This is a genomic window from Mesotoga sp. UBA5557, assembly GCF_002425715.1.
In the GTDB taxonomy this organism is placed as follows: Bacteria; Thermotogota; Thermotogae; order Petrotogales; family Kosmotogaceae; genus Mesotoga.
The window spans coordinates 19,085-45,911 of record NZ_DIMV01000056.1 but is presented as its reverse complement, the minus strand read 5'-3'; the positions used below and the strand labels follow the sequence as shown (position 1 = coordinate 45,911).

Annotated in this window: 23 protein-coding genes; 5 read left to right on the top strand and 18 right to left on the bottom strand. The window is 47.2% G+C overall.

Translation table 11 applies throughout. The features are described from left to right. Positions 1 to 509: 509 nt before the first annotated feature. The 14 genes from B3157_RS07570 to B3157_RS07505 all read right to left on the bottom strand — a co-directional run bounded on the left by B3157_RS07570 (position 510) and on the right by B3157_RS07505 (position 14,170). Positions 510 to 1,538 carry a zinc-dependent alcohol dehydrogenase gene (locus B3157_RS07570; RefSeq protein WP_214078873.1) on the bottom strand — a complete coding sequence of 343 codons (1,029 nt, stop codon included), beginning with the start codon at positions 1,536 to 1,538 and terminating at the stop codon, positions 510 to 512. Positions 1,539 to 1,549: 11 nt separating this feature from the next. Then, a complete protein-coding gene (locus tag B3157_RS07565; RefSeq protein ID WP_292589907.1) occupies positions 1,550 to 2,533 on the bottom strand; it encodes an aldo/keto reductase in 984 nt (327 codons plus the stop codon). Positions 2,534 to 2,547: 14 nt separating this feature from the next. Continuing rightward, entirely contained in the window at positions 2,548 to 3,108 is a 561-nt protein-coding gene (gene hxlB / locus B3157_RS07560) for a 6-phospho-3-hexuloisomerase (RefSeq protein WP_214078874.1), read from the bottom strand. Beyond that, entirely contained in the window at positions 3,105 to 3,758 is a 654-nt protein-coding gene (locus B3157_RS07555; RefSeq protein WP_292589917.1) for an orotidine 5'-phosphate decarboxylase / HUMPS family protein, read from the bottom strand. The genes hxlB and B3157_RS07555 overlap by 4 nt, the downstream gene beginning before the upstream one ends. Beyond that, complete coding sequence (gene rbsD / locus B3157_RS07550) at positions 3,758 to 4,159, bottom strand: D-ribose pyranase (RefSeq protein ID WP_102818711.1); 402 nt, start codon at positions 4,157 to 4,159, stop codon at positions 3,758 to 3,760. The genes B3157_RS07555 and rbsD overlap by 1 nt, the downstream gene beginning before the upstream one ends. A 14-nt stretch (positions 4,160 to 4,173) precedes the next feature. Continuing rightward, the gene (locus B3157_RS07545) at positions 4,174 to 4,923 is read right to left on the bottom strand and encodes a GntR family transcriptional regulator (RefSeq protein ID WP_214060018.1); all 750 of its coding nucleotides are present in this window, start codon (positions 4,921 to 4,923) and stop codon (positions 4,174 to 4,176) included. Between the two features lie 44 nt (positions 4,924 to 4,967). Further along, the gene (gene xylB, locus B3157_RS07540) at positions 4,968 to 6,497 is read right to left on the bottom strand and encodes a xylulokinase (RefSeq protein ID WP_214078876.1); all 1,530 of its coding nucleotides are present in this window, start codon (positions 6,495 to 6,497) and stop codon (positions 4,968 to 4,970) included. Further along, the gene (locus B3157_RS07535; RefSeq protein WP_214078877.1) at positions 6,494 to 7,426 is read right to left on the bottom strand and encodes a ribokinase; all 933 of its coding nucleotides are present in this window, start codon (positions 7,424 to 7,426) and stop codon (positions 6,494 to 6,496) included. Before B3157_RS07535 ends, xylB begins: the two co-directional genes overlap by 4 nt. A gap of 27 nt (positions 7,427 to 7,453) precedes the next feature. Then, positions 7,454 to 7,858, bottom strand: a complete 405-nt coding sequence (locus tag B3157_RS07530) for a VOC family protein (RefSeq protein ID WP_214078878.1) — start codon at positions 7,856 to 7,858, stop codon at positions 7,454 to 7,456. Between the two features lie 6 nt (positions 7,859 to 7,864). Next, positions 7,865 to 8,857: an ABC transporter permease gene (locus B3157_RS07525; RefSeq protein ID WP_103135007.1), complete on the bottom strand. Its 993-nt coding sequence runs from the start codon at positions 8,855 to 8,857 to the stop codon at positions 7,865 to 7,867. Position 8,858: 1 nt separating this feature from the next. Then, a complete protein-coding gene (locus B3157_RS07520) occupies positions 8,859 to 10,382 on the bottom strand; it encodes a sugar ABC transporter ATP-binding protein (RefSeq protein ID WP_292589906.1) in 1,524 nt (507 codons plus the stop codon). A 14-nt stretch (positions 10,383 to 10,396) separates the two neighbouring features. Beyond that, the gene (deoC, locus tag B3157_RS07515) at positions 10,397 to 11,092 is read right to left on the bottom strand and encodes a deoxyribose-phosphate aldolase (RefSeq protein WP_099830471.1); all 696 of its coding nucleotides are present in this window, start codon (positions 11,090 to 11,092) and stop codon (positions 10,397 to 10,399) included. 84 nt (positions 11,093 to 11,176) lie between these two features. Continuing rightward, complete coding sequence (locus B3157_RS07510; protein ID WP_099830470.1) at positions 11,177 to 12,145, bottom strand: ABC transporter substrate-binding protein; 969 nt, start codon at positions 12,143 to 12,145, stop codon at positions 11,177 to 11,179. Positions 12,146 to 12,310: 165 nt separating this feature from the next. Continuing rightward, a complete protein-coding gene (locus B3157_RS07505) occupies positions 12,311 to 14,170 on the bottom strand; it encodes a diguanylate cyclase domain-containing protein (RefSeq protein ID WP_292589905.1) in 1,860 nt (619 codons plus the stop codon). A 391-nt stretch (positions 14,171 to 14,561) separates the two neighbouring features. Between B3157_RS07505 and B3157_RS07500 the strand changes: the two genes are divergently transcribed. From B3157_RS07500 to B3157_RS07485, 4 genes are all read left to right on the top strand, one after another. Continuing rightward, on the top strand, positions 14,562 to 15,359 hold the full coding sequence (locus B3157_RS07500) for an electron transfer flavoprotein subunit beta/FixA family protein (RefSeq protein WP_292589904.1): 798 nt from the start codon (positions 14,562 to 14,564) through the stop codon (positions 15,357 to 15,359). Beyond that, a complete protein-coding gene (locus B3157_RS07495; protein ID WP_292589903.1) occupies positions 15,352 to 16,350 on the top strand; it encodes an electron transfer flavoprotein subunit alpha/FixB family protein in 999 nt (332 codons plus the stop codon). The genes B3157_RS07500 and B3157_RS07495 overlap by 8 nt, the downstream gene beginning before the upstream one ends. Beyond that, positions 16,347 to 17,753, top strand: a complete 1,407-nt coding sequence (locus B3157_RS07490; protein WP_292589902.1) for an FAD-binding oxidoreductase — start codon at positions 16,347 to 16,349, stop codon at positions 17,751 to 17,753. The genes B3157_RS07495 and B3157_RS07490 overlap by 4 nt, the downstream gene beginning before the upstream one ends. A 974-nt stretch (positions 17,754 to 18,727) precedes the next feature. Beyond that, positions 18,728 to 19,351, top strand: coding sequence for a class II aldolase/adducin family protein (locus B3157_RS07485; protein ID WP_102818706.1), 624 nt, complete (start codon positions 18,728 to 18,730; stop codon positions 19,349 to 19,351). A 316-nt stretch (positions 19,352 to 19,667) separates the two neighbouring features. Here the strand turns inward: B3157_RS07485 and B3157_RS07480 are convergent, their stop codons facing one another. From B3157_RS07480 to B3157_RS07470, 3 genes are all read right to left on the bottom strand, one after another. Beyond that, on the bottom strand, positions 19,668 to 19,829 hold the full coding sequence (locus B3157_RS07480; protein WP_112109488.1) for a transposase: 162 nt from the start codon (positions 19,827 to 19,829) through the stop codon (positions 19,668 to 19,670). Positions 19,830 to 19,979: 150 nt separating this feature from the next. After that, positions 19,980 to 22,481, bottom strand: coding sequence for an ABC transporter substrate-binding protein (locus tag B3157_RS07475; protein WP_292589901.1), 2,502 nt, complete (start codon positions 22,479 to 22,481; stop codon positions 19,980 to 19,982). A gap of 575 nt (positions 22,482 to 23,056) precedes the next feature. After that, complete coding sequence (locus tag B3157_RS07470; protein ID WP_214060320.1) at positions 23,057 to 24,226, bottom strand: TraB/GumN family protein; 1,170 nt, start codon at positions 24,224 to 24,226, stop codon at positions 23,057 to 23,059. A 118-nt stretch (positions 24,227 to 24,344) separates the two neighbouring features. On the opposite strand from B3157_RS07470, the gene B3157_RS07465 reads away from it, so the two are divergent. Then, positions 24,345 to 25,304, top strand: coding sequence for a GNAT family N-acetyltransferase (locus tag B3157_RS07465; RefSeq protein ID WP_214060319.1), 960 nt, complete (start codon positions 24,345 to 24,347; stop codon positions 25,302 to 25,304). A 577-nt stretch (positions 25,305 to 25,881) separates the two neighbouring features. Here B3157_RS07465 and B3157_RS07460 read toward each other — a convergent pair. Further along, positions 25,882 to 26,817, bottom strand: a complete 936-nt coding sequence (locus B3157_RS07460; protein ID WP_292589898.1) for an alpha/beta hydrolase family protein — start codon at positions 26,815 to 26,817, stop codon at positions 25,882 to 25,884. Between the last annotated feature and the right edge of the window lie 10 nt (positions 26,818 to 26,827).

Below are 26,827 nucleotides of genomic sequence, written 5' to 3'. Positions count from 1 at the left end.
CGGAACGAAGAACCGGTCTTCTTGGCGGTGGCCCGTTGACGGGCAACGTGGTTTTCATCAGCGACCAGCGGGTTTTTGCTCTTAAGCGTACAGCGGTTCTTTGACAACTTGCAACTGCTCTTTCGAAGGACGGGTCCATGATCTGGGACTAAGGACGACTCTTCACAGCGTTCAGCGGCTCTTTTTTTTTTTGCTTCCTGCGAAGCGGCATCACTTCCCCGGACGTTTCTCCGGTCCTCACTTCCTGCCGAAGGCAGCCTTGCGTCCTAGCGTGGTCTTCGCCAGCCTTGCGTCCACTGATGCTCCTCAGTGCATTGCGTCCGCAGATGTTCTTCACCGCCTTGCGTCTCGCTCTTATCGAAAGACGTCTCCTACTTTAGCATGAAGAAATGTGAGAGTTCTCAGAAGGATATTGGTTTTCTGACCTCTTTCCTCATACCTCTGACATCTAAGGTTTTTTGATCTCAAAGAAAAAGACCCGCCGTCTTGGCGGGCCGTTCAGACTATACTCAATCAATCATGACTGCCTTTATTACTTTGTCTCTTTCATTTTCCGCCTTGACCATCATCTCACCGATTTCTTCCAGCTTGAAGGTGTCTGTTATCAAAGGCTTCACATTTACAGCTCCGCTCTTTATCATATCGATGCATCTGGGGAAGTACAGAGCTGGAACTGCGTGGGAGGCTCTCAACTGAAGTTTGTTGAAATGGAACTTGTTTGCATCGAACTTTATGAAGCGGCCTTCGCCGTAATCGATTCCTATGAAGCCGACGACTCCTCCAAAATTCATGACATCGAGCACTTCGGGGATTACGTAAGGAGGTGCGGTGACAAGAGCTCTATCAACGCCGCCCTTGGGAAATTTGTAGGAGCCAATCGGGGTCTTGTCGACGAGTATGACATCCTCCACTCCGAAGCTCTTTGCAACATCTATCCTTATCTTAGATCTGGAATGATTGGCAACGAAGACCTTTCTCGCTCCCATTGCCTTGACTATCTGAACTGCCATGAGACCTATGGGGCCTAGACCAACGACCAGCACATCGTCGTTGAACTTTGGATCGACAGTGTATGTCAGATCGAGCGCTACTCCCATTGGCTCGACGAGAGAAGCTTCTTCGAACGGAACTCCTTCGAATGGCACCGCATTTTGTTTATCGATTATTACCTGCTCGGCAAAGCCCATGGTCAGATTTTCTCTCTCGGCTCTTATAAAGACGTTAGGTGCTCTGTCATGGCAGAGATCGACTCGCCCGTTTCTACAGTCCTCGCATGTCCCGCAAAAGGAGCCACTCTCTACCAGTACGCTCTGGCCGACTTCCACATTTTCGACATTTGAACCGATCTGTTCCACAATGCCGACTATCTCGTGGCCGAAAGTCTGCCAGTCTTTGGCTTCCGTTCTAGCTGTGTGAAGATCTGTCCCGCAGATTCCTGAGGCCTTTATCTTAAGCAACACGTCATTCGGTTTCAGAGAGGGAAGATCTACGTCACGGATCTCGAATTTGAATGGTGATTTTACAAACGCGGCTTTCACATAGACACCCCCTAGAGCTCCAAATTGGAATTAGAGATTATCTCTTCTATCCTTTCGTATAATCCGTCATCCATATCCCATTCGACTGCGCCAAGATTCTGTTCTATCTGTTCGACCTTCTGAGCACCCGCGATAACCGATGTCACCGCTTCATTTCGGATAAGCCAATTGATGGCTATATGACTCAGAGGCTTCCCTATCTCATTCGCCAGCCTGTTCAGTTCTACGACGACTTCGAAGTACTTGTTGAACTCCGGTGTATTCAGCTTCGGATTTGCGGCCCGTACATCGTGTTCGCTGAACTTCTTGTCGCTCATTGCTCCAGCCAAGAGGCCCTGGAAGAGCGGACTGTATGGCAGAAAGGCCATTCCATTCTCCAGAACAAAGGGAAGTACTTCCTTTTCGACTCTGTAATCGAGCGGAATATTGTGGTAGCTCTTTGGATTCCTTTCGAGCATGTTGTAGAGACCCTGCATGCTGCATACCTCTCCAACCTTCATCGCCCTTTTTGCCTCGGGAATTGAAAAGTTTGACAGCCCTATGTATCTGATCTTCCCCTCTTTCTTCAGCTCGACCATAGTCTCCATTGTCTCTTCGATTTCGACCTCTGGATCGGGCCAGTGTAGCTGATAGAGATCTACATGATCCGTTCCGAGTCTTCGGAGACTATCTTCGATCTCTCTTCTTATGCTCTCCGGTTTGAGACAGTTTCTCGTTCTTCCCTGATCGTCCCAGAGAAGACCGCACTTGGTTGCAATAAAGATCTTATCCCTAGAGCCTTTCATTGCCTTTCCGAGGACCTCCTCTGCATGTCCGAGACCGTATACTGGCGCTACATCAAAGAAGTTTATTCCTCCGCTTATCGCCCTCTGGATCGTCTTGATCGAGTCTTCATCGGTCGTTCCATCCCAGAAAGAAGGACCGGAAATTCCCCAACAGCCGTAACCGAGTGCCGACAGTTTCTCTTCTATCTTTTCCACTTTTTTATACTTCAATTCCTTGACCTCCCTTATTCGAGATTTGCGTGGTTCTTGAACATCATTCCAGAATCTATGCTCGATCTCTCCATTAAGTTCATTACGATGATATCCGTCAATATCAACAGCGATTGTTCGAATAGATTCCCCATCGGTTGAACCGAAGAGACACCAGCCCTGTCGGGCACTTTGGGTGTCTTCGTGGGGATTGTAATGACTATGTCGCTATGTCCCGCCACTGTAGATTCCTTGCTGGCAGTTATAGAAGCTATTGCGGCTCCTAATTTTCGAGCCTTTTTGCAGTTTAGAACCACTGAAGGAGTCTCCCCCGAAGCGGATCCGATGATTAAGAGGTCTCCCTCTCCCAAAGAAGGAGTAGTTACTTCCCCCACAACATGGACCTTCAATCCCAAATGCATTAGTCTCATCGCGAAGGCCTTGATTACCAGACCAGACCTGCCCATTGCAAAGAGAAAGACTCTTCTTGCCCTTAGAATACTTTCGGAGAGCTCTTCGATCGATGAATCCTTAACTCCCGAAAGGACGGATCTTATCTCGTCAATAACAATGTCAAGCGTGCTTTCGAATTTCATGAGCCCTTCTCCAGTCTCTTCTTTATCTCCGAAGCCGCTCTTGCAGGGTCCTCAGCTTCCCAGATCGATCGTCCCGCGATCACTACATCGGGCTTCAACGGGAAGACATGGGAGAGATTGTCGGAAGATATTCCGCCCGCAACGGCGATCTTTGTCTCCGGAAGGACTCTCCTTATAATTTCTATCTTTTTCGCATATTCGAGCAGATGCATGCTCTCCCCCACACCGCTCAGATCGGCAGAAGTGTGAACGCAGACATACTCAGGCGACAGTGGAGATACCTTCTCCGCAAATGATTCGAGATCGGAGATCTCGATCGTATCGAGCATCATTTCTCCGCCAAATTCGTCTGCCGCTCTTCTCACCTCTGAAATCGTCTTGAAAGAGGCAAATCCCAAAACCGTTACTATATCGGCCCCATTCTCAAAAGCCATGACCGCCTCGACATATCCTCCGTCAACGATCTTCATATCTGCAAGAATAGTATGATCGGGGAGTCTATCGCTAATCTCTCGAACCAGCGCCGTGCCGTGGGCAAGAATAACAGGGGTCCCGACTTCTATGATATCTATGTAATCTGCAACTTCTTCGGCAGTGCGAATGAAATCGGACTTGACATGGGTATCGTTTGCGAGCTGTAGAAGTATCATCAATAGGTTACCCCGCCGACGAGAATGATGCTGGAATAAGGTATCTGCTCCCCGGTTCTGATTACTCCCTTTGATTTTGTATTTGTCAGTTCCTTGAATTCAACATGAGGAACGAATTCCACTTCTATACCTTCGGGTAGATGCTTCATAGTCTCTTCGAGACACTTGGGACTCACGGTTTTCATCTCTTCCGAAAAGATGACCTTCTCGATCTCCAGCTCTTCAAGAATGGGATCCAGCACATCGAATACCCCTGGCTTTCCGCCTACAATACTTACATCTATCCTGTATCTGTTTGAAGCAATAGGCAATCCGGAGTCAGATATTACCAGAAGGTCTGTGTGGCCCATCGAACCAATTAGATTGCATATCTCCTTATTCAGAATTCCACTTTTCTTCATGATCATCTCTCCCTTCAAATCTTAGTAGTCAAATGTATTCGAAACTTGTAGTGTGTAGCCTCATACCAGCATTGCACCAGTTCCACGTGTTCGCCATTGGCTGCACAACCGACTCTCTCGTAGTATAGTATCGGTGCCCCTTCTTCGATCTTCAGGAGTTTCGCAATTCTTCCTTCTGCGAGCCTCCCCTCGATTATCGCGTCTCCTTCAACAACGGCCGTTCCCCTTTCTCTCATAAGTTCATATAGTGAACCCTCGAAGTTCTCTTCTCCAGTGAGGTTCGAGCGAGAAGTGAGAAAGGATATGAAAAGAGCTAGAGGAAAGTAAGCTTCATTTCCCCTCAGTCTGGTAACATGAAGCAACTCTTCGTCTTCCGAGACATGGAGGATTTTTGCCATTTCCGGACCGGCCTTGACTTTTTTTACCTCAACAACCTTCGTTATCGGCACATGGTTCTCGAGCCTCATCTGTTCGGTAAAACTCCTGATGGTCGTAAGCTGCTCCTGCGAAGCACTGTTCGTGACTATCGTCCCTTTTCCGCGGGATCTGGAGATCTGACCGCTGCTTTCCAGAGCCTGCAAGGCTCTCCTCACGGTCGCCCTACTGACATCAAACACTTTCATCATTGCTTCTTCCGTTGGAAGTTTCCTTCCAACGGCGCCTGGTTCCTTCATATAATCCGAAATTATTCTATAAATCTGGTAGTATAGTGGAACCGGACTTGCTCTATCAAGGGCTATTCTTCTATCTGCATTGAAAAGCATGATGAAATCACATCCTTCTTTACGGTACTCGAGAAACGAATAGGCTAATTCGAATACTGTCTCAGTTTGGCAAGGTCTTCATAGGTCTCTATGAGAGAACCGTAGGCCTTATCAAAAACTTCGAAAAGCCTTTCGTAGTACCTGTGATTCTCCGGGTTGTACTCGATGAACTGAACATCCCTCACAAAAGTAGACGCTTCCTTGAACGTCATCTCTCCGGCTCCAACAGCCCCAATAATGGCCGCTCCCATTGACGTTGCCTCTTCAAGATACTCAGGTACCGTAACCGTCTTACCGAAGATATCGGCCACAATATGTTTCCAGTTCCTTCCTTTTGCTCCTCCGCCGATAAGACGAATCTTGTCGAATTTCCCCTTAGTCTCGAGAATATCGAGGACTATTTTCAGGTTGAAGGCAACTCCTTCAAGTACCGCTCTCAACATGTCGGCCTTTCTATGTGTCGAGGACAGTCCTATAAAGGCGCCTCTAGCATTTATGTTCCACCTCGGGCTTCTCTCCCCAAGCAAATAAGGCAGGAAGACTAGGTTTCCCGCTCCGGGTCTGGTCTGGTCAACAAGATCGTCCATAATAGTGAAGGCGCTCAGCCCAAGTGCCTTTGCCTTCTCTTCTTCGTGCTGACAGAGAGCGTCCTTAGCCCAGTGATACGAAGCTCCCCCGGCCTGCATTGTTCCAGTCGGGCAATAGAAACCCTCAATGGGATATGCGAAGTTAAATGTCCTCGACTTCTCGTCGAAGAGCGGTTCTGTGGAGCATGTGCTGACCCAGCTCGACGAACCGAGATAGAGATAAGCCTCGTCTGGACTGACAATCCCTGCTCCCAGGCAGGCGCAGGCGCCGTCTCCGCCGCCGCGGACTATTAGAGTCTTCTTCGACAGTCCAAGTTCCTCAGCCACTTTCGGAAGAATCTTTGAGACGACATTCGTTGAGGAGGTCACGGCAGGAAGTTTCTCCATATCAAGTCCGAGAACCTCAACGAGTTTTTCCGACCACTTCAGGTTCTCGATATCGAAGAGAAGCGTCATCGACGCATCTGAATGGTCAGTCCCGAACTCTCCGGTAAACCTGGAGACGATGTAATCCTTCGCATTCAGAAATTTATGTGCCTTGTTGTATATTTCAGGTTCGTTGTCTTTTATCCAGGCAATCTTCGGGCCGGAGTACGTTGGTGTTATCCTCGATCCTGTAAGCCTGTAGACGAAATCATTGCCGACGTCTTCAAGCCTTTCCGACTGTTCGACGCTTCTCTGATCGGCCCATATGATGGCTCTTCTAAGAAGCTTTCCGTCCCTGTCCACGGGGATGGCTCCCATCATCTGTCCGCTGAAGCTTATAGAGACTATCTCTTCAGGATTGACAGCAGCCCTGGCGATGAGCTCCGAGGTGGTTTTTTTTACGGACTCCCACCATTCCAGAGGATCTTGCTCTACCTGATTCGGACCGGGATGATAGGTCTTGTAACCCGAAAAAGAACTCGCCAGGAGTTTTCCGTCCACTCCATAGAGTGTCGCCTTGTTCCCGGTAGTTCCCAGATCGTATGCGATGACGTATTTCATTTCCTATCGCCCCCAGTTATCTCCATCACCAGAGCTTCGATTTCTTCCCTTTCCGGCATTGAAGGAGACGTACCGAATCTTGTCGTGGAAATGGCCGCCCCGGCACGGGCGTAGTCTATAGCTCTCTCCAATCCCTCTCCCCTCGAGAGATATGCCGCAAAAACGCCGGCAAATGCATCTCCAGCTCCGGTTGTATCGATAGTCTTCACCTTGCAGGCGGGGACAAGCCCTCCATTGACCGATGGACAGTAGACCCCCTTGCCTCCGAGAGTTATGAGCACAGTGTCCACCGACTTCTTCAATTCAGATGCTATTTCCTCTATCGAATCCATGCCGTCGAGGGGAATCCCTGTCATGAGGCTGGCCTCTATCTCGTTTGGCATAATAACGTCGACATATTTGAGGATCGAATGATCAAATTCCTTTACGGGTGCGGGATTTAACAAGACTCTTGCCCCGGAGTCCCTGGCGAGTTTTATCGCCTCATAAGTTGCGTCGAGATTTGCTTCAAACTGTGTAAGAAAAACATCGGAAGAAATGAAGATATCTCTATTCCTTTTTACATCATCAATAGTCAACTCATTGCATGCCTCCGGTGCAACTGCAATAGCGTTGTTTCCGTTGTTCTCATCTACTATTATCAGAGCGACACCGGTTCCGGCAGTATCCGACTCGAGAAGATACTCCTTAGTAATTCCAAATCTGTCAAATGCATTCTTGACAAATGGAGCAAACAAGTCTTTGCCGATCTTCGTCATGAACTTGACATCAGATCCAGCCTTTCTGGCAGCCACAGCCTGGTTGAATCCCTTGCCTCCGGGGCCCATCTTGAATGGACCGGAAAAGACAGTCTCTCCTACAACGGGAATGTGGGGAGAAAGGGTAGTGAGATCCATGACATAGCTACCGAATACAGTCACTTTATTCATTTGATACCTCCAAGCAATCTAATGATTCTATCTGGGTCTCTTCTCTTCAGCGATCTCCAGCAATTCACCGCCCAGACCCTTGAACGTGTTGTAGAAGATTTTTCCGTCAAAAACCGGGATGGGATCGGGCGATTCGAGTTCAATGCCGTTGCTCTTCAGGTAATCCATTGCCTTTTCAATGTCATCCACAACAAAAGAGAGGTGCTGAAAGTGAGACTGTGATTCGGGAGCAAATTCCCTCTCTTTGCTATCTTCGTAACACATCAGTTCTATTTCACAGCCTTCGCCGGCAACAAATGCGACTTCGAGTTTCTTTTCAGGAAGCTTCTCTCTGTTGACAAGTCTCAGTCCGAGAAGACCTATATAGAACTCTAACGCATCATCGAGATTTGGAACTTTTACTGCCACATGAAAGAACTTGTTTATCTTCATTATCTATCACGCCTTTTTTAAGAGTTTCTTCAGACCTTCGCCCTTCTTTCTACTCTTCACAAACTGGTCGAAGAATACTGCTAGTATGATAATCGCTCCGATGACAATCTGCATTATGAAGGGATCTACTCCTAGCAGATTACCGCCATTTCTGATCGTTTGGATTATCAGGGCACCCATGGCCGTACCAAGAACAGTACCAACTCCACCACTAAGACTGGCTCCGCCGATGACGACCGAGGCTATAGCGTCCAGCTCGTAGCCGTTTCCTCCAGTCGGTACTCCTGCAGCCATTCTCGTTCCGAGCATCAAACCGGCTATAGCACTGAAAATCGCAGCAACGATGTAGAAGGAATACATATTAAGTCGGATATTGATACCGGATAGTCTGGCTGCCTCCTCGTTACTTCCTATGGCATACAGATTCCTTCCGAATTTCGTATACTTCAACACAAACATCATAAAAGCTGCAAGAACGATCCACGTCCATGCCAGGGCCGGTATCCCGAGAAATTCGGCAACTGCAAACTGCCTGTACTCAGTAGGAACACCGGTAACCATTCTCCCGCTTGAGATGTACATAACAACGCCTCTTACAAGCGTCATCATACCAAGCGTTGCTATGAAGGCAGGCACTTTTCCGTCATGAACCGCCACGGCATTTATCAGCCCTACCAACGCACTTATTCCAAGAGCGATAAGTATTCCTACAAAGGTCGGAAACTGGAACTCTCCTCTTGTGGAAGTGAATATCGCGAATACCATTCCGCTGAGACCTACTATAGAACCAACAGATAGATCTATACCTCCAGTGATGATAATCAAAGTCATTCCTATCGCAACAACACCGTTTATCGAGGACTGCCTGATCAAATTAGTAATGTTAGCCCATGACGAGAAGTTTCCTTTTGTTGCGATGGCCAGAAAGACCCACATCACAACTAAGATTATCAGAAGGTTTCTTTCGGTAAAAGCCTTTCTATCCCTCTTTCCAGCCATTTCAGACTGCCTCCTTTATCTTTTCTTTCGAAACAAGGTTCTTCATTGCCAGTGTCAAGAGATGCTCCTCTGAGAAGTCTTTCTTTTCTACCTCGGCTGCCATCTTTCCGTTCGAAATTACGTAGATTCTGTCAGACATTCCCATTAGTTCGGGAAGATAGGAAGAGATTAGAATAATTCCCTTTCCGGATGCCAGAATCTCTCCGAACAACTTGTAGATTTCAGACTTAGTTCCAACGTCGATTCCGACAGTCGGTTCATCGAATATCAGTACATCAGTGTTCTTGCAGAGCCATCTCGCGATAATAACCTTTTGTTGGTTTCCACCGCTCAGCTCAGAGACTTTCTGGAATATGCTCCCGATCTTTATGGAGAGTTTGTCGACATAATCTCTTGCTTGCATGTGTGCTTTCCGATAGTTGATTAGAGGACCCGTCATAGTGTTGTCAAAATTGATTATGTTTATATTGAAATCAACATCCTGCTGCAAGAATATCCCCTGTTTTCTTCTGTCTTCCGGCAGATAACCGATTCCGTGTACCAATGCATCTTTAGGATTCTTGATTGGAACATCTGAACCCCTTACATGGATACGTCCTTCACTTCGGTTGTCGACTCCGAAAATAGCTCTCGCTATTTCCGTTCTTCCTGCACCGACAAGACCGAAAAGTCCGACCACTTCGCCGGCCCTTACATTGAAAGAGATATTCTCAAATCTGTCGCCGGAGAGATTCTCTACTCTCAAAAGCTCTTCGCCGGGTTCCGTATCTTTCTTATAGTACATTTCTTCTATCGATCTTCCAACCATTAGGGGGATTAGTTTCTCAACATCTTCAAGTTCCTCTGTGGTATATGTTCCAACTGTAGCTCCGTCCTTCAAAACCGTCACCGTATCGCAGATGTCGAAGACCTCTTCAAGGTTATGGGAAATGTAGATAATCGCAGTCCCCTTCTTTTTTAGATCTCTAATGATCCTGAACAGAATTTTCGTTTCGTTCCTTGTCAAAACGGCAGTGGGTTCGTCGAAAATGACCAGTTTCGATTTCTGCCATAGCGCCTTGGCAATAGTTATCATTTCGCTCTCGGCTATACTTAGCTCTCTGATGTTTCTGTGAACGTTTATATCCAACCCTATTTCATCAAGAAAGTCCTTGGATTCTTTGTACATCTTTCTCCAGTTGACAAATGGACCGATCATGGGCTGCTGTCCAAGAAAGAAATTCTCCGCAACGGTAAGATCGGGCGTTACCATAACGTCCTGGTAGACAGCATATATCCCGAGTGCCTTGGAAATCAGAGGAGAGTTCCTGGTCACTTCGCTTCCCTCGAAGATCATGGTCCCCGAATCTTTCGTGTAAGCTCCTGTAATTATCTTTATCAGAGTTGATTTACCTGCTCCGTTCTCTCCTACAAGACCCCTTACTTCACCACTCTTGACGGAGAGGGAGACGTCGTCAAGAGCCTTAACAGCAGGGAAACTCTTATTTATCCCTTCAAGCTCGATTACAGTCTTTTCATCAGGCATGCCATCGCACTCCTTTAGCTCCCGTATTTCTTCTCATACTCTTTGAGAATTGAAACACTGGCACTTGAGCCGAAAACGGTCGCTCCCAGCTCCATGAACTTCTCAACATGCTCAAGGGTTCTAACACCACCGGAAACCTTGATCTTCTTCTTGCCGGCAACGACAGAGTTTATTAGTTCAACATCGCGATAAGACGTTGCTCTTGGGCCAAAACCAGTCCCGGTCTTAACGAAATCTATTGTTGGCACATCAACTATAAGTTCACAGACTTTCACAATTTCATCTTCTGTGAGTCTGCTGGTCTCTATTATAAACTTGCAGATTCTGTTTCCTTTCTTCACTCTCTCAGAAAGAACTACAAACTCTCTCTCAACGAGATCCCATTTATTCGACTTCACAGCGGAAACATTGATCACAATATCGAAATCAGTAACTGTTTCTCCCAGGGAAAGGTAGTACTCTACTTCCCTCATCTTCATATCTGTGGGAACCATCCCGAGCGGGAAGCCCCCCGGCCCTACGTTAATCCCAACTTCCGTTCCCTGCACTTTGTCTATTACATACGTGGGGATAGCATACCAAGGTACAACGACATTTCTGAAGTTGTACTTCAGCGTTTCATCAACGAACTTCTCGATATCTTCCCACCTAGCCTCGGGATTAAGCAAGGTATTATCAAATCTTCTATTGAAAGCCAGCTCGTTTTTCATCTAGTAATTACCTCCATGTGGCCAAAAATTCTGAAAATGGGCAGCTTTCGCTGCCCATCGTGTTCATTTAAAACAACTTAAGAATCAATACCTCTTTCTAGAAAATGGATCAAGTATCTCCATAGACTCTTCAAGAATGTCCTTGGTGATGATATAGACACCAGTGTCATAGTATTCGGGAAGAGGCTCGCCGTGAATTGCCATGAAGGCGTACATAACACCCTTATATCCCATACCATGGGGGTCCTGAACGATAAGGGCTTTAAGTGCTCCGCTGTCAAGTGCCTCGATTTCCAGAGGATCCGAGTCGTAAGCAACGGCCATTATCTGGTTCTCTAGACCTCTCTGTTCGATAACTCTCGCAACACCGATACCAGTGTGGTTGTTGTCAGCGAAGAAACCAACCAGGTCGGAATGGGCTATCAAAAGGTCTTCTGCTGCGTTGGCTGCTCTAGAAATGTCATTGTCAACATAGATCGTCGGAAGAACTGTCAGATTGGGTGCGATCTCCTTCAGTCTGTTGATGAAACCAGTGTCTCTGTCGGTAAGAACCTGGACACCAGCCATGGCGCTAATCAAACCAACTTTTCCGTCGAGAGGCTTGTTGTTAGCCTTTAGAGCCTCAACGAGCTTGTCGGCTGCCGCCGCTCCACCAACAGCGTTGTTCGTTGCGAGGAATGAATTGAAACCAGTATCATAGACGAAGTTGTCGATGAGAATTATCTTAATTCCCTGTTTGTATGCTTCGTCCAGAATCAGAGAAGGAGCTTCTGAACTTGTAGAAGAGATGACTATTGCATCAGGCTTCTTGTTAACAACATCTTCGAGTATGGATATCTGAAGATCGATATCGGCTTCGGACGGAGGTCCGTAGACCGTGACGTTAACTAGTCCCTGGAGATCGTGTTCGGCATTCTTGCCACCCACAATTGTGTACTGCCAGAAGTCAGAATCCGTTGCCTTGACTATAAAGGCAATTTCGTAAACTGCAAAACCTAGAGTGGCTCCGAAAAGGATAGAAGCCATAACGAGTAACATAAGTACTTTACGCATAAGCAAAACCCTCCTTATATGGTTGTTCTGTACATACGCACGTACACATGTACGTACAAACAAAATAATTATAGCAAGCGAACGAACTCGCAACAAATTTGAAAAACAGAGAGAATTTTCGTAATTAGAAGTTTGGAGTCAGAAAGAAGACATAATCGTCTTTAATCACTCTTGATCATCGCGGATTGCTTCTGGGAAGTTTAGCCCTCTGGAATCAGTCTTACTGTTCAGTTCTCTTTTCTTCGAATACATTGCAAGTTCTGCATTCCTAAGTACGTCATAAAAATCAGTTACAAGATCTTTCTTAGTGGCAACTCCAAAAGAGGCGCTAGCTTCCACAGAGAAACATCCCACCTTGCTCAGGTTTTCCTCTATCCTTGAGACGATTTCCTCTGCCTTTTCGGTGTCTGTTCTCAGAAGAAGGACAACAAACTCATCTCCACCCCATCGAACGACGAGATCCTCGTGCCTGCAGGATTCCTTAATTGTGCGAGATATCGTCTTCAGATAATCGTCGCCGTAGAAATGGCCGAAGGAATCGTTTAGTGCCTTCAGCCCGTTGACATCCGCAAAAATGACTGAAATCGGAAGATTTCTCGAAGTGTCAACCCTGGACACTTCTTCATCGAAGAAGGTCCTGTTGTAGAGGCCAGTCAGCGAATCGTGGAAAGCAAGGAAACGTATTTCTTTAGTTTTCTTGATCTTTTCAAAGGCTCCAAGAGCGTGAAGCATCAACAACTCGGCAAGCTCGGCATCTTCTTGTTTGAAGCTTCCCGATTCAATGGTGACCGTTTGAAAAACACCGTAATCTCCAATAGGAACACTAAGTACTGCCTTGATCTTACTGCTTGAAGGTCTTGCATCGATTTCCTTCGAAACGTTATCGATTATTATTGTTTTCCCCGTCTTCAAAGTCTTTCCAGCAATCCCCTCATATTTCGGAACGCGAGAGTTGACCTCAATGTTACCAGAATGTCTCTTGGCAACTAGATAGTCTCCTTCAACAACATCCAGACTGTAATAGTCGAAACTCAGAATATCGGTGGCCGCTTTCACTATTAGATCAAAAACTTCCTCTTCTTCTGTGCAGCTCTCCATCTTGAAGGCAATATCGTGGAGACTTCTTATCTTGGCCCTCAGGCGCTCGTTTTCAGTTGCCTTCTTCTCAAGCTCCTCGGTTCTTGCCTTGACACGTCTTTTAAGAGTGTGATTCCAGATCCAGAGGAAAAACAGACCAATGGCAAAGAAAACGAGAATTCCTGCGGCCACCAACAGATGCTTCTTATTCTGTTCGAACCAGTTTGCAGAGCCAAACCACTTCTCGAAAATCATGCCGTATTCCCCGCTCTCTCTTACAAGCAGGAGGCCCTTATTCAGTTTATTGAGAAGAACGAAGTCGTCTTTTGCCGTTGCGAAAGCGTAGTCTCTATCGAAGAGCGCGGTACTCGAAACTTCAAGATTATCGATCTTGTTCTCCTTGGCAAAGTAGAGACATTGGTACTTCTCGAAAAGACCAAAGTCGCCACTTCCTGAGGATAGAAGCTTCAGTCCCTCTATCGGAGATTCAACGGCAATGATTTTGTCTGTAATTGAATTCTCGAGCAGATAATCATACATAACTCCGTTGCGCTGAACTACTATTTCTTTACCGAACAAGTCTTCAACCGTCGTTTCCTTTTGACCCTTTCTATAGAATATCCCCATATGGAGGGTATTGTGGGGAATCGAGAAGCTATATATCTTCTGTCTCTCGGGAGTAACGGCCATCCCTAATAGACCGTTAAGTTCTCCCGACTGAAGCTTTTCGACAACACTGTTCCACTCACCAAGCTCAATCTCAATATCCAGTTCGGCCGAGTCTGCAACCGCACGCATCAAATCGACATTGAAACCGGTGGGCTCGCCGTTTTTATCAACAAACTCATACGGGGGATAAGCATTATCTCCGCCAAAAACGAGCTTTTCTGCAATTCCTGATGTAAACAACAGAGTCGAGACAAGCAATGTTAGAACGATTTTATTCATTTTCGATTCACCCCGGTCCAAAATATCATATCACGATCATTACAAAAAAAGAAAGTCTTCATGAAAAGCAGTCTATTGAGTATTGTCTGGAATAGCTATATTCATTACAAGTAGCAAATCTCGTAAGTTCTCACCTAACTTAAGAGTAATATAATCATAATTGTGCTCGATAGATTTGTTCACTTCCGGCAAAGTGTTGGTATTTCATTCTCTTCATTCAGTCATTAGTTTGGTTTTTTGAACCGTAACGGTTTCACGGATTCTCTTCTTCCCGAATCAGACAGAACCAATCTCTCAAGCCGAGTTTGTTTACCTGCTGCTCTCCTGCGAGAAAGTGATCTACCTGTGTATTAATATTGAATAGAGATGACAGTTCGAGGGGGAGTTCATTTTGAAGATTCTTGTTCTTCTAAAACAAGTTCCGGATACCGATGAAGTTAAGCTCAATCCCGAAACGGGGACGATGATAAGAGAAGGAGTTGGGACAGTTATTAATCCGCTTGACCTTCATGCGCTGGAGGCCGCTTTGAGGTTGAAGGAAGCAGGTGATCATTCGATCACCGTGGTCTCTATGGGACCTCCTGTGGCAGAAGAGGCCGTAAGAGAGGCTGTTGCCATGGGAGCCGACAGGGCGGTTCTCCTTACAGACAGAAGATTTGCGGGAGCCGATACATGGGCCACAGCCATGGCTCTAGCGAGATTCGCGGAAAGAGAAGGTCCGTTTGACCTGATCCTTGCTGGGGAAAAGGCAACAGACGGCGAGACAGGGCAGGTCGGACCCGAGACGGGAGCCATGCTGGGCATACCGGTAGCGACCTATGTTTCCAGCATAGTCGATCTCGGGGATAACGGGATTACCGTTGAACGCGAAGTAGAGGACGGCAAAGAGATATGGAATCTCCCTCTGCCTTCACTAATATCGGTGACAAAAGACGTTAACGAGCCGAGACTTCCGACATTGGGTGGCAAGAAACTGGCGAAAGATGCGCCCATTGAGAGAATCGGAAACGATTCTCTTGCAATGGATCCATCGGAGACCGGTCTGACTGGTTCACCTACGAGAGTAGTAAGGATAGGAACGCCAAAACTCTCAAGAAAGGTCGAGATGTACGAAGGAAGCAATCTAAAACATGGGATAGATGAGATAAAAAAGAGACTGCTTCCATATCTGGTGGTGAATCATGAGTGATCTCCTGGTAATCGCAGAAAGAAGAGGAAGCGAAATCCATTCGAGTACTTATGAACTACTGGGGAAGGCTCGCGAGCTTTCACTCAAGCGTCCCTTCAACGTTTCGGTAGCGGTCCTCTCTGACAATCGACTTGAAGAAGATGCAACGGCATCGCTCTTCTCCGGTGGGGCCGACAAAATTATCATGGCTATAGATAAGAGTCTTGGAAGATTCAACTTTGAGCCCTACACAAAGACTCTTGCCGCGATCGTCAAGAAACTCTCGCCGGAAATCGTGCTTGCCCCGGCGACGACTTCGGGGAGAACCTACATGCCCGGACTGGCCGCGCTGTTGAAGACCGGCCTTACTGCCGACTGCACCGGACTGGATATTGAGGAGGACACAGGAAATCTGCTGCAAACCAGACCGGCAATCGGAGGCAATATAATGGCTACGATCAAGACCCCTAACCACAGGCCCCAGATGGCAACGGTTAGGCCAAAGACATTCTCGGCCTTGAAGGAACCCTACATGGGAAGCGGCGAAGTGGAATCCTTCGAGGTTACTCCAGAGATGATCGAGACAAACGCAACGCTTCTCCAGTTCAAACCAATAGGCAAAGGAAAGAAAGGCGTTCAAGACGCAGAGGTAATAATCGCGGGAGGGATGGGTCTCAGAAAAGTTGAGAACATGGAACCGATCTACAGACTTACAAAGCTGATTAATGGGACCGTAGGTGCTTCAAGAAAGATCGTTGATTCAAAGTGGATCGGACATGAAGCCCAGGTAGGACTGAGCGGCCACACGGTCAAGCCGAAGATCTACATCGCTGCAGGAATTTCCGGAGCCGTTCAGCACATTGCAGGAATGCAGACTGCTGAATTCATAGTTGCAATAAACAGAGACAGAAACGCAGCGATATTCAACTTTGCAGACATCGGGCTTGTAGGAGATGCCGTAGAGATCTTGAACGATCTCGTAGAAGCTCTCGAGTCGGAGGTGAAGAAGTGAAATACGGACAGCTTAATGCCAACCTAATAGAAGAGCTTCAAAGGCTTCTACAAATCCCTGTGAAGTACGACGAAGAGTCTCTGGATCGATACTCGAGAGATGAGACGGCAGAAGTGAAAGCCATAAGACCCGAGGTAATTACTTTCCCGGTGAGCACTGCCGAGGTTTCGAAGATTATGAGATTTGCAAATGAGCATCTGATTCCAGTAACTCCGCGTGGAGCAGGAACCGGACTATCCGGAGGTGCAGTTCCGTCTTTCCGGGGAATTGTCATGAGTTTTGAAAAGATGAACAAGATCCTTGAATTCGACGAAGCCAACATGATGATTACTTTGGAGCCGGGGGTTATCACCGGAGAGATCCAGAAACTGGCAGACAGGCACAACCTTGTTTACGGGGGGGATCCCTGCAGCAGCGAAAGCTCATCGATCGGGGGTAACGTTGCTGAGAATGCCGGCGGAAATAAGGTCATGAAGTATGGGCCCACCGGATTTCACGTTTACGGTCTCGAGGTGGTTCTACCTTCCGGTGAGGTGACAACTTTCGGCGGGAAGAGGCTCAAAGATGTCAGCGGATTTGACTTCGTCCACCTCTTGGTCGGTTCGGAAGGAACTCTTGGAATAGTGACCAAAATTATCCTAAGGCTCCTTCCGAAGCCGAAGTATTCCGTGGCACTGCTCGTGCCCTATCCAGATATTGATACTGCGATATCAGCAGTGCCGAAACTAATGAGCGGCTCCGGAGTTGTTCCGACTTCTCTTGAATTCATGGACGCCTCATCTATCAAAGCAGCCTGCAGATTCCTGAATGTGGAGTTCCCATACGCAGATGCCGGAGCCCATCTGATAATTGAAGTAGAAGGCAACAGCAAGGATTCGGTATTCGATGATTACGTCAAACTCGGAGAAGCCGCTATCGAAGCGGGCGGTCTTGAGGCCTTCGTGGCGGACAACAGAAATACAAGAGACAAACTATGGAAGGCAAGAAAATCGATTGCTGAAGCCCTCGCTGCAATAAGCCCAATACACAGCATGGAAGACGTCTCCGTTCCGATGGCAAGTATACCAAAACTGATAAAAGCCTCCGAAGAGATAGCCGAGAAGTATGGTCTTGAGATGATCTCCTTTGGTCATGCAGGCGATGGAAATGTGCACGTAACCTTCATAAAGGGGAACCTTCCTCAAGACCAATGGGACAGAACTCTCCCGCTGGCCGAGAAAGAGCTCTTTGACGAAACCACAGAGTTGGGGGGCTGTATCAGCGGAGAACATGGTATAGGAATCAAGAGAAAGAAGTATCTCGCATCGATAATCGATGAATCCCAGCTTGAACTAATACGCGGCATAAAGAAGGCCTTTGACCCGAACAATGTGCTCAATCCAGGGAAGATTGTCGATCTTTGAAAGAGGGGAGAGCCGTGGTAGGGGGTTGGTAAGAGCAAGAGATCAGTTGCAAGATGCAGAAGCGATGCTGCCTCCGGCAGGAAGTGAGGCTCGCTGGCGCGAGGAAGNNTGCCCGGAGGAACATCCGGGGAAGTGATGCTGACGCTTTCGCGCCAGGAGGGAGAAGAAATTACCGAGGTCGGGGATTGCAGGTTGGGGGTTGGTAAGAGCAAAAGATCAGTTGCAAGTTGTTGTTAGTTGTAAGAGCGAAGGCCGGGGTCGGAGGTTTGTGATTGGGGGTTCGAAAGAGCAAGAGAAACTGGTTCTCCGTTCGTTGACAAAGAACCCGTTATTCGTTCCAAAGCGAGGATCTGTTCTTCGTTTTTGGTCAAACCATCCATTTAAATAAAGAGAAGAGAAAAGCAAAGAGGGCAGGCAAGGGTTCGGGATCTCCAAAAGCCTTGAAAAGCTCTTGATCCCCTCTCGAGAGTTCATCATTACCCATAAGTTAGGGAGCTAAAAAGAAATCATATTATGCTTCTTCTCTCTTGGCAGTGCATGCTGTATTTGGCTCCTGATGATCCTGATCTTAAGTCCTTCCTTGAGGGAGGAGGGCCAAGCAGTGGCGGAGGGTGTGCACTAATTCGCAAGATCGAGATCGCAAAAAAAAAAGACGTAAGAGGCAAGAGGTAAGAAGAGCAATTAGATCTTGCCTTTCTGACCTCTAGCCTCAAACCTCTTACATCGTCCGCAGCTCAAGACGGTCGAGATTAGCTCCCGTACAGAACCACTACGGGATGAGAAAGTGAGTGGATTCCAGCGCAGGCTCAGAAGTTTAAGCTCTCGAATGACAGTCCTTGACGTCATCTTGGCACACTGCAACTGACAACTTGCAACTGTTCTCGGCAACGAAAAGTAACTCGCTATAATAAAATCGACTTATTATTATTTCATTCTATATATAGAGCAGAATATCGAACAGAATGGAGGTCATTATGGATTTGAGAGAAGAACTGGTCCTTTTTGCAAGGCTGGCGTGGGACAGAAGACTAACGGAAAGCACCGGCGGAAACATGAGCGTTCGAATCGGAGATCATATTGTGATAACTCCTACAACAATGGTGAAGCATTTTTTGACGGAAGAGGATCTGGTCGAGGTCGATCTTGCGGGAAACAAAGTGAGAGGAAGAAGAGAAGCATCGTCTGAATACAGAATGCACTTGAAGATTTACAGAGAGTGTAACGAAGTTGTATCCGTTTTTCACGCTCATCCTGTCCATGCAACGACTATGGCCGTTCAACAGAAGGAGTTCCCGGTAAACGTCCTGCCCGAAACGGCGCTCATGCTGGCTCCAATAACTTATCTGCCCTACAAAATGCCAGGCACAGACGATTTCGCAGAGGTATTCGGTGAAGGCTTGAAGCAGGGTTCGAGAACCTTTGTTCTCAGGAATCACGGTGTCACCGTTACCGGTAAAAGCATTGAAGAGGCTTACGCCAAGCTCGAAACACTGGAATTTCTGGCGCAGATAACCCATCTCTCAGGCGCAAGGCCCGGCCATCTGGAGATCCCTTCTGAAGAAGTTGAAAGGTTCTTGAGAAAAGTTAGGGGGTACTAGAAGCACCGTAGGTTCTGAACTGATTTCGCTGGAGCGATTTCTGATTCTTTTATGCTGAGACGACTTTCGATACCCTATTTGCGGGTCTGTTCAAAAGAGAGTTCTTGAGACTTAAGAGGAGTTCTTCTCCTTGTAGCCATGCTTCATGAAGTAACAAGACCCCAGATTTTCTGGGGTATCTTTTGAGCTATCTTCACTCGGCCGTGAACTTGTCCCATTCTCATTCATCGATAGACGTTGAGTTTGTCCAACAGTGACTGCCATCTTGCAGAAAGCAGAAGATGCTCGAGATCTACCTTACAGAGCAAAATCTTTCTCATCGCACCTCATTTCTCGAACCCGCGTTTCCTTGAGAACCCTTGGAGCTTATTCCATTCTCTTGTGCAATCTCTTCAAGTGTCTTGTCTGTCTCTGCAAACTCCTTAGCTAATCTAAGTTTGAACTCAGGATCATAACGCTTGCCTCTCGGATGCTTCATCCATATTCACCCCTTCTTAGTCTACTATTCCTAACTTACTTGTCCAATTCCCCTGGGGGGTGAATACGGAGAAACTGAAGGAGAGGCAGTGCAAAAAACACTACCTCTCCAAAATGCGAACTACTCTTCAAATAGCTCTTCAGAAAGCTATCAGAAGAGGACCACCGAAGTGGAAGCCGAAGCTGGGATAGCTCCTTCAAGCTCGGCAATGGCCATGATAACGTATGATCCAGACTCGAGTTTCTCAAACACACTTGCCGGTATCGTGCACTCGAAGACGCCATGCTGGACCATAACAGCCTTGAACTCGACGCTTTCCTGACCGAAAATCAAAGAAACCGTTACTTCTCCGACTGTCGCAGGAATCGCCTCGTCAATCGGGTACGTGACTTCCGCGACGTGGACCGTTACTGGAAGATCGCTACCCTTCCCTATGAAGGCGGGGGTTTCGATACTGTCAATCTCCAGTCTTAGCACCTTCAGTTCCTCTATCCAGTAGGTGTCTTCAAATGGATAGCTTGGATCTCTGAAAGCTCTTAGTTCCATGAAGTTAGATGTTGAATCGAACTTTGAGAGATAGAACGGACCGTTGCTGATGTAAGCATGACCGTAGTTGTCTATGAATTTGATCGCCGCATCGTATCTCTCGAGAACATACTGCTCATCCACAAACTCCTTGATGTAGTTTGGAATGTGTTTCCTTTCCTTCATCTCGACAAGTTTAGCTCTGATGTCTTTCACACACGCAGGAGCAATAGCATCGACTTCGGTGAAGGCAGGATCCATAGTTATTGAGTAAGAAGTGCCGGACTTGCTGCCTTCAGTTACAAGCAACGACATTGCTTCTGCGATTTCCCATGCACAACCGACCGCATGGCCCGATGCAGAGACACTTATACCCGGCGCTCCCCAACTAGCAACTCTTTCCTTGCTCGCGGGGAAGTTGTAGTCGAAATACACCGTTATGGTATCATCCTCGTTCAATACCCAGCCTATTATAGTATCCAACGAACTCTTAAGCGACGAGGAATACGCCCGCTCGTACTGGAGGTCATCATCGCCCTCTTTGTTGGCCCATTCCATCTGGAAGCCCTGAGCGTACAGAAAATCAACTATCGAAATTGGTTGTCCATGATGTAAGTTGCCGAATCTGAACTCATACGTAGCCATAGACATCGATTTTTTCCCTTCTCCAACCTCCAGCCAGGCTTCGTTGAACGGGCAGTAATTTATCGCATTTGTGGGAACATCAAAGTCGCCTAATACATCTCCCTCTTCGTTACGCCTTGCCCTGGTTTCAACTTCAACCGGTACCGCTCTTAAAGGTGTGGGGATAGCTGAGGCCGGACTTTCGAACATCGCGGAATCATAAAGGTTTCCGGCTATGTAATTCGAGTATACGCTGTCAAAACCGTCCGTCCCTATCGGGTCCCAGGCATCCATGAAGAGCGACCCCATAGCCGAGAACTGCGTTATGAATAGCGTTCGGTCATCTGTAACGGCAGTTCTTATCGACCAGGTGTTGAGACCGTCCCCAAGCCCATAAGCGAATCTCTGCTTCAGTCTCGCCGAGTTGGCAACGAAGAAATCCAACTGATTTACAACATATATCCTGACTGCTTCCTCAAGACCCAGCTCAAGACCTCTCAGCGCCAGTTCCCAGTACTCCTCCTCGGTCAGGAAGTTTCCGGTATAGGCATTCAGTGTAACCTCATCAATCTCATCCTGTTGATAGTTCCAGAAGCCTTCCGTCATTCCACCTGGCATGTACCCGTACCACGGGGCGTACATCTGGGCGACGATATGCTCCCAGAAGGCTCTTGTTGCTCCTGCTCCCCAGCCTTCTGTGTACATCTGCCAGGTGAATTCCGCCGGATCTCCACCGTAAACAACGCTGCTGCATTTGATCCTGTCCCAGTAAAGCCTTTCAGCCTTCAGTCCTGCCTTTTCCAGCTGATCGGCGATGTAATCTCCTTCCTTTAGGCGGCCTTGAGGGTCGTCCACTCTAATGGCGATTTTGATCGTAACGGGCTCATTGTCAAAGTACCAGAAGCCATCGGCTCTCTTCACAAGCCTTCCGACATTTTCCGGAAGATTAGCCGCAGCTTGCATAGAGCTTTCTATTACTTCCAAAGCTCTTGCCTCGTTACCCTCTGCTGTAAAGCCAAACTTCGTTGCGAGAAGGTTATAACGGTACGTTCCAGGCTGTCCCGTTGTAGCCATAGTGAAGGCCGGAGTGCCTGCACCTCCAAGAATCTCATCGACTAGGTACTGTCTGTTAATCAAGTCGTTAATCGCAAACCTGATATCCCTGATAGCAAAGGCATTGAAGTACTCCTTGCCCCCAACTTCTACTACATAGGGCGCTTCGTTGGGAATCGGGTTCATCAGTAGCGACCACGAACCGGATGGAACGGCATACAAATCAAGCTTGTCTCTGGTGGCCTGATCGAGTCCGAAGATCTGAGGACCAGATAGACCCCACATGAAGATATCGGTCATCCCTTCCGCAGTATCTTTCAGAGCGATATCTTCGGACATCCTAACGTTGAAATAGACAAGATCAGGATAGGGCCCCTTCTGCACTGCAAGCGCAAGCCCGCCGAGCAGCAACAACATCACTAACACAGAAGTTGTTAGTCTTCTCTTCACTTTTTTCGCCTCCTTTTGTAGTTGCTAGTTCGTAAGAGACACAGTTTTGACTGGGATAAAGCTGTTTCAACTAGGTAATGACAAGAAACGAGAGAGATTATCAAAGAGCAAAAAAAACAGTGTAATCGATGATCGATACTGAAGTAATCAACGCTTCATAAAAAAGCAAATGTCTTACGATACTATTATATTACATTTGGACTCAAAAGACGAAGAACTTCTCTCTTGAGTAGATTTAATTGTGATGCATTACAGAACAAACTAGCCTTAGTTACTGAGAATTTGCCGGATAAACCGATGTCTGTTACTTCTCTCTATCGACGTATCCCTTTTCCTTCGATAAGCTCACCGTGCCAAGGACATTCTACGCAACTGTGAAACCATCTTCATCAAGAATAAAGTAGGCTGCAAGGGCCCAATCGGCAAATCTTCTCCCGATCAGAAGTAGCCGGCTGTTTGAAATTCCTTCCTTCAGGAACCTATGTGCTCCTAGAAACCAACCTTGGGTACACTCTCAGCAATATCGTCAGTCTCTTTGTTCTACAATGAAAGCATTCAAGAACGCAGGCATCCTCTTATCCGAAGAAAGACTTAACAAAGATCCTAATGACCTCGGCTCCCCCGATAAAAGTCCCCACACTGCTTCCAACGTTCGCGAATACTACAACCAGAAGGATCTTCGTAACTCTGTTTTTCCAGAACCCTTTGAATGAACTTACATCTTCGTTCAAGTTTTCAAAGTCGAAGACCTTTGGCTTTCTCACCAGCGCCTCCACAAGACCGGCAAACCACCCGGCAGCGAGAATAGGGTTCAAGGAACTCACCGGAGCAATGAAGAAAGCAGTCAATATAGAGAGAGGGTGGCCAAGAGCTGCAATAGTCCCCAGAGCAGAAAGCGATCCGTTCCAGAGGATCCAGGCCAGTATCTGGTCTAATCCGGCATCCCTGTTCACGATAATAGTAGATACCATGAGAGCAATAATGACTATTGATATGGTCCAGCCGATAATCTTACCGGTCTTCTTCTTCGGAGGGATCTTGCTGAGTGCCGCAAGGTCCTGATCCTCTTTTATAGCCTCTTTCAAACCCGGGACATGTCCGGCACCAACGACTGCGACTACTTTCTTTCCTGGAGCCGTCTTGATCTTCTGGGCAAGAAACTTGTCCCTCTCGTCAATAAGAGTCTCCTTCAGCTGCGGAAAAGACTTTGAAAGTTCACTAAGAGCCGATGTAAGCATATCACCCGACTTCATCTTTTCAAGATCTTCTTCGGTTATCTTCTCATCGCTGAAAATTGACAGAACGAGAGTGAAGAAGAGTTTCGTCTTTCCCCAGAAGCCGAGATTTCCCCATATTCTTGCGAAAGTAACCTGAATATCTCTATCCGCGAGAACAAGCTGCGCTCCTATCTCTTTTGCCGACTCAATAGCCTGCAGCATCTCCTGTCCAGCTTGAATTCCTATCTGCTTCGCCATTCTCTTCTGATAGGAAGAGAGTATGAGATTTGCCAGAAGAAGAAAGGATTTCTTCTCCTTAACAACCTTTGCGATATCGGTCTTCTTCCATCTATCCTGATCCTGCATCGATTGATAACGGGAATTACACAACTCTATAGCAACGGAATCGGGTTTCTCTTCCTCAATGATCGTCTTCACTTCTTCGGCGCTGTTCTTTGATACGTGGGCGGTACCGATAACTATCAATTCTTTGTCATCAAGCATTATTCTGTGCACTGTCTCGGACAACGAAATCACCCTTTCGATTTAATTATCAAACTCTATTTAATCATAATCTTGCAGCTAACTCGTGTTTATGAGATTATCAATTATATAGCTGATTAAGATGATGTTGGGAGGTGTTCTCTTGAGCAGCCCCGTCCGAGCTGAGATCGGAGATCTCGAAGGAGCTATTGAGCTCGCATCTCTGGTCTTCAATACTGAAATGGGCAAGATCTTTCCTGTGCTTTTCTCCGAGGAAAACGTTAAGAACATAACCGTTGTCAAAGAGGCTGGAAGACCTGTAGCGATGATCGGGCTCCTTCCCAGAGAAATATCTCTATTCGGTCACAGAATGAAAGTTGGACTCGTTGGTTCGGTATGCACTCACCCAGACTACCGCGGAAAGAATTACGGCGCCGTGACTCTTGCCAAGGCAGAGGAATTGGCTATAGATCTGGGACTATCACTGCTCATCATATCCGGAGGAAGAGGGATGTATCAGCGTTTTGGAGCGGTCAAACCCCCCGGTCTCAAAAAGATTGTAGTGAAACATGGTAGAGCAACCGCGATGAGGGAAGCGAAGCGTACCGACATCGGAAGGATTCTTGACCTGTACCGACTGAAACCCGTCAGATACATCAGGAGCTTTTCGGATTTTGAGAAGATCTTCTCGACAGGATACGCAGTGGCCAGAAAGACAAAGACCTATATCAACGACAGAGCGTACATCACCGTTGTGGAAAAGGAAACGGTGAATCACGTTGTGGAATATGGAGGCAGCAGCAAGGACGTAATATCCTTGACAAGAAGCTTCATAGAAAAAGAAGGACTTGAAGAGTGCACTATAATCGCCGACAGACTATTCAGAAGCGAAGAAAGCCTGCCATGCGAGTTTCCGGGAACGGCAAAGGTCATTTCGAAACGCCACTTCTTCGATCAGATGGAAAGCTATTTCACCGAGGTAATGCTTTCGGAGGATTACGACAGATTTCTGGAGAGTGCTGAAAGACTCTCTTTGGCCGAACTTAATCAGGAGATTCTATGCTGCAGCAAGTTCAAGGGTCTTCCTATAACTCTTCCAGACTACGGTTTTGATTACGTGTGATGAGGAGGAGTCTGCTTACAGAGTCCAGTCAAAAGGCTAAAATCATCGCGCCTGTGAAGGCTACGCCTTCGCCAGTTTCGCTTCGCGGCCGAGACCAGTTGCAAGTTGCCAGTTCCACGTTGCAAGATCTAGGTGCGAAAAATAAAAGATCAGACTAAAGGCAGGCGCCGAAGAACATCGGCGGACGCAAGGCCGGGCAAGAACGTCCCAGGTCGCAATGCCTTCTTCGCGGGTATGAACCGGGTCCGGGGTCTGGTTAGATCGCTAGAAGCCTTTCTTGGGAGAACAGCTGTTTGTTCGAAAGAGCAGTTGCGAGTTGCATGTTCCAAGTTGCAAGCATAAGAACCGCTGTGCGCTTAAGAGAAAAAATCCTCTGGTCGCTGAGCGAAAGAATCCGTCATTATGAACTCCATTCAGAATCTCGTGTTCGTGGTTTTTGATCTAAACCAAGAACGAAGAACAGATCCTCGCTCTGGAACGAAGAATTTTCCTCGGAGAACGGTGAACTGTTCAACGGAGAACCAGTTTCACTTTGCTCTTTCCAACCCCCTAATCCGCTACCCCCCCGCCCCGGTTTTCATAGAACATTCTTTTCTTTACATTTTCCTTCGAAGAAATCTATTGATCTTTTCAGAATCGTCTTCTTGAGGAGTATTGAGGTCAAATGGCCTGTAGGCATCCATCGGAGTGTCGAATTTGGTATCCTCTCTGAGAGTTCCTTTGTGGAGCGTCTGGGGACGAAAATGTCGAAGAGGGCACCGTTTATGAGAGTCGGACACTTGACAAACTTCGCGAATGTCAGTGGGTCGTACTCAAAGCAGGATATTGGAGCACTACCGATTTCCAGCTCGGGGCCCTCCAAGGAACGGATGTATCTCTCATAATCTTCACCATGCAGTTTCTTGCATTTCTCCTTGTTGCAGGACCCGTCCTCTTCGTATTTGACTCTCATCACACCTGTCACGAAGCTCTTCCAGGTTATGTGGTAGAAATTCCCGCCCGTGACGACGAGCGAGAGTGCGCAGATCGACCTGTCGAGTGCCGCCGTTATGACAGATATAAACCCTCCGAAGCTGTATCCCATCAGAAAGTAAGGGGGAGGGCACTCCCATTTGAGGTAATTCAAACATGTAAGACCGTCAACAACCGCGTTTTCAAAACGCTCCCTAAGCACATCTGTTCTAGGATCGAGAAACAGCTCTCCCGATCTGTAGCCTATGGGGGTTCTTTCGAAATGATAGGGAAGTATCATCATAGCACCGGCGTAACCCGTCTTCGCAAGGTTTTCGGGAAACCACCTCAGGTAATCGAGGTTCTTTTCCCCCCTTCCATGAAAGAAGAGAACAGTCCCCTTTCTTCCTCCTTTGTAAAGGTATAGAGGAAGATCTCCGTTCTCTGAAAAGCCACTCGGATAGTTGGACTTCAGAATTATTCTCGAGCCTTTATCGCTATCGGATCTCTCTATTATTTCTGGATGATCGGAATAACGTCTTGCAAAAACCACATTCTCCATTTACTTCTAC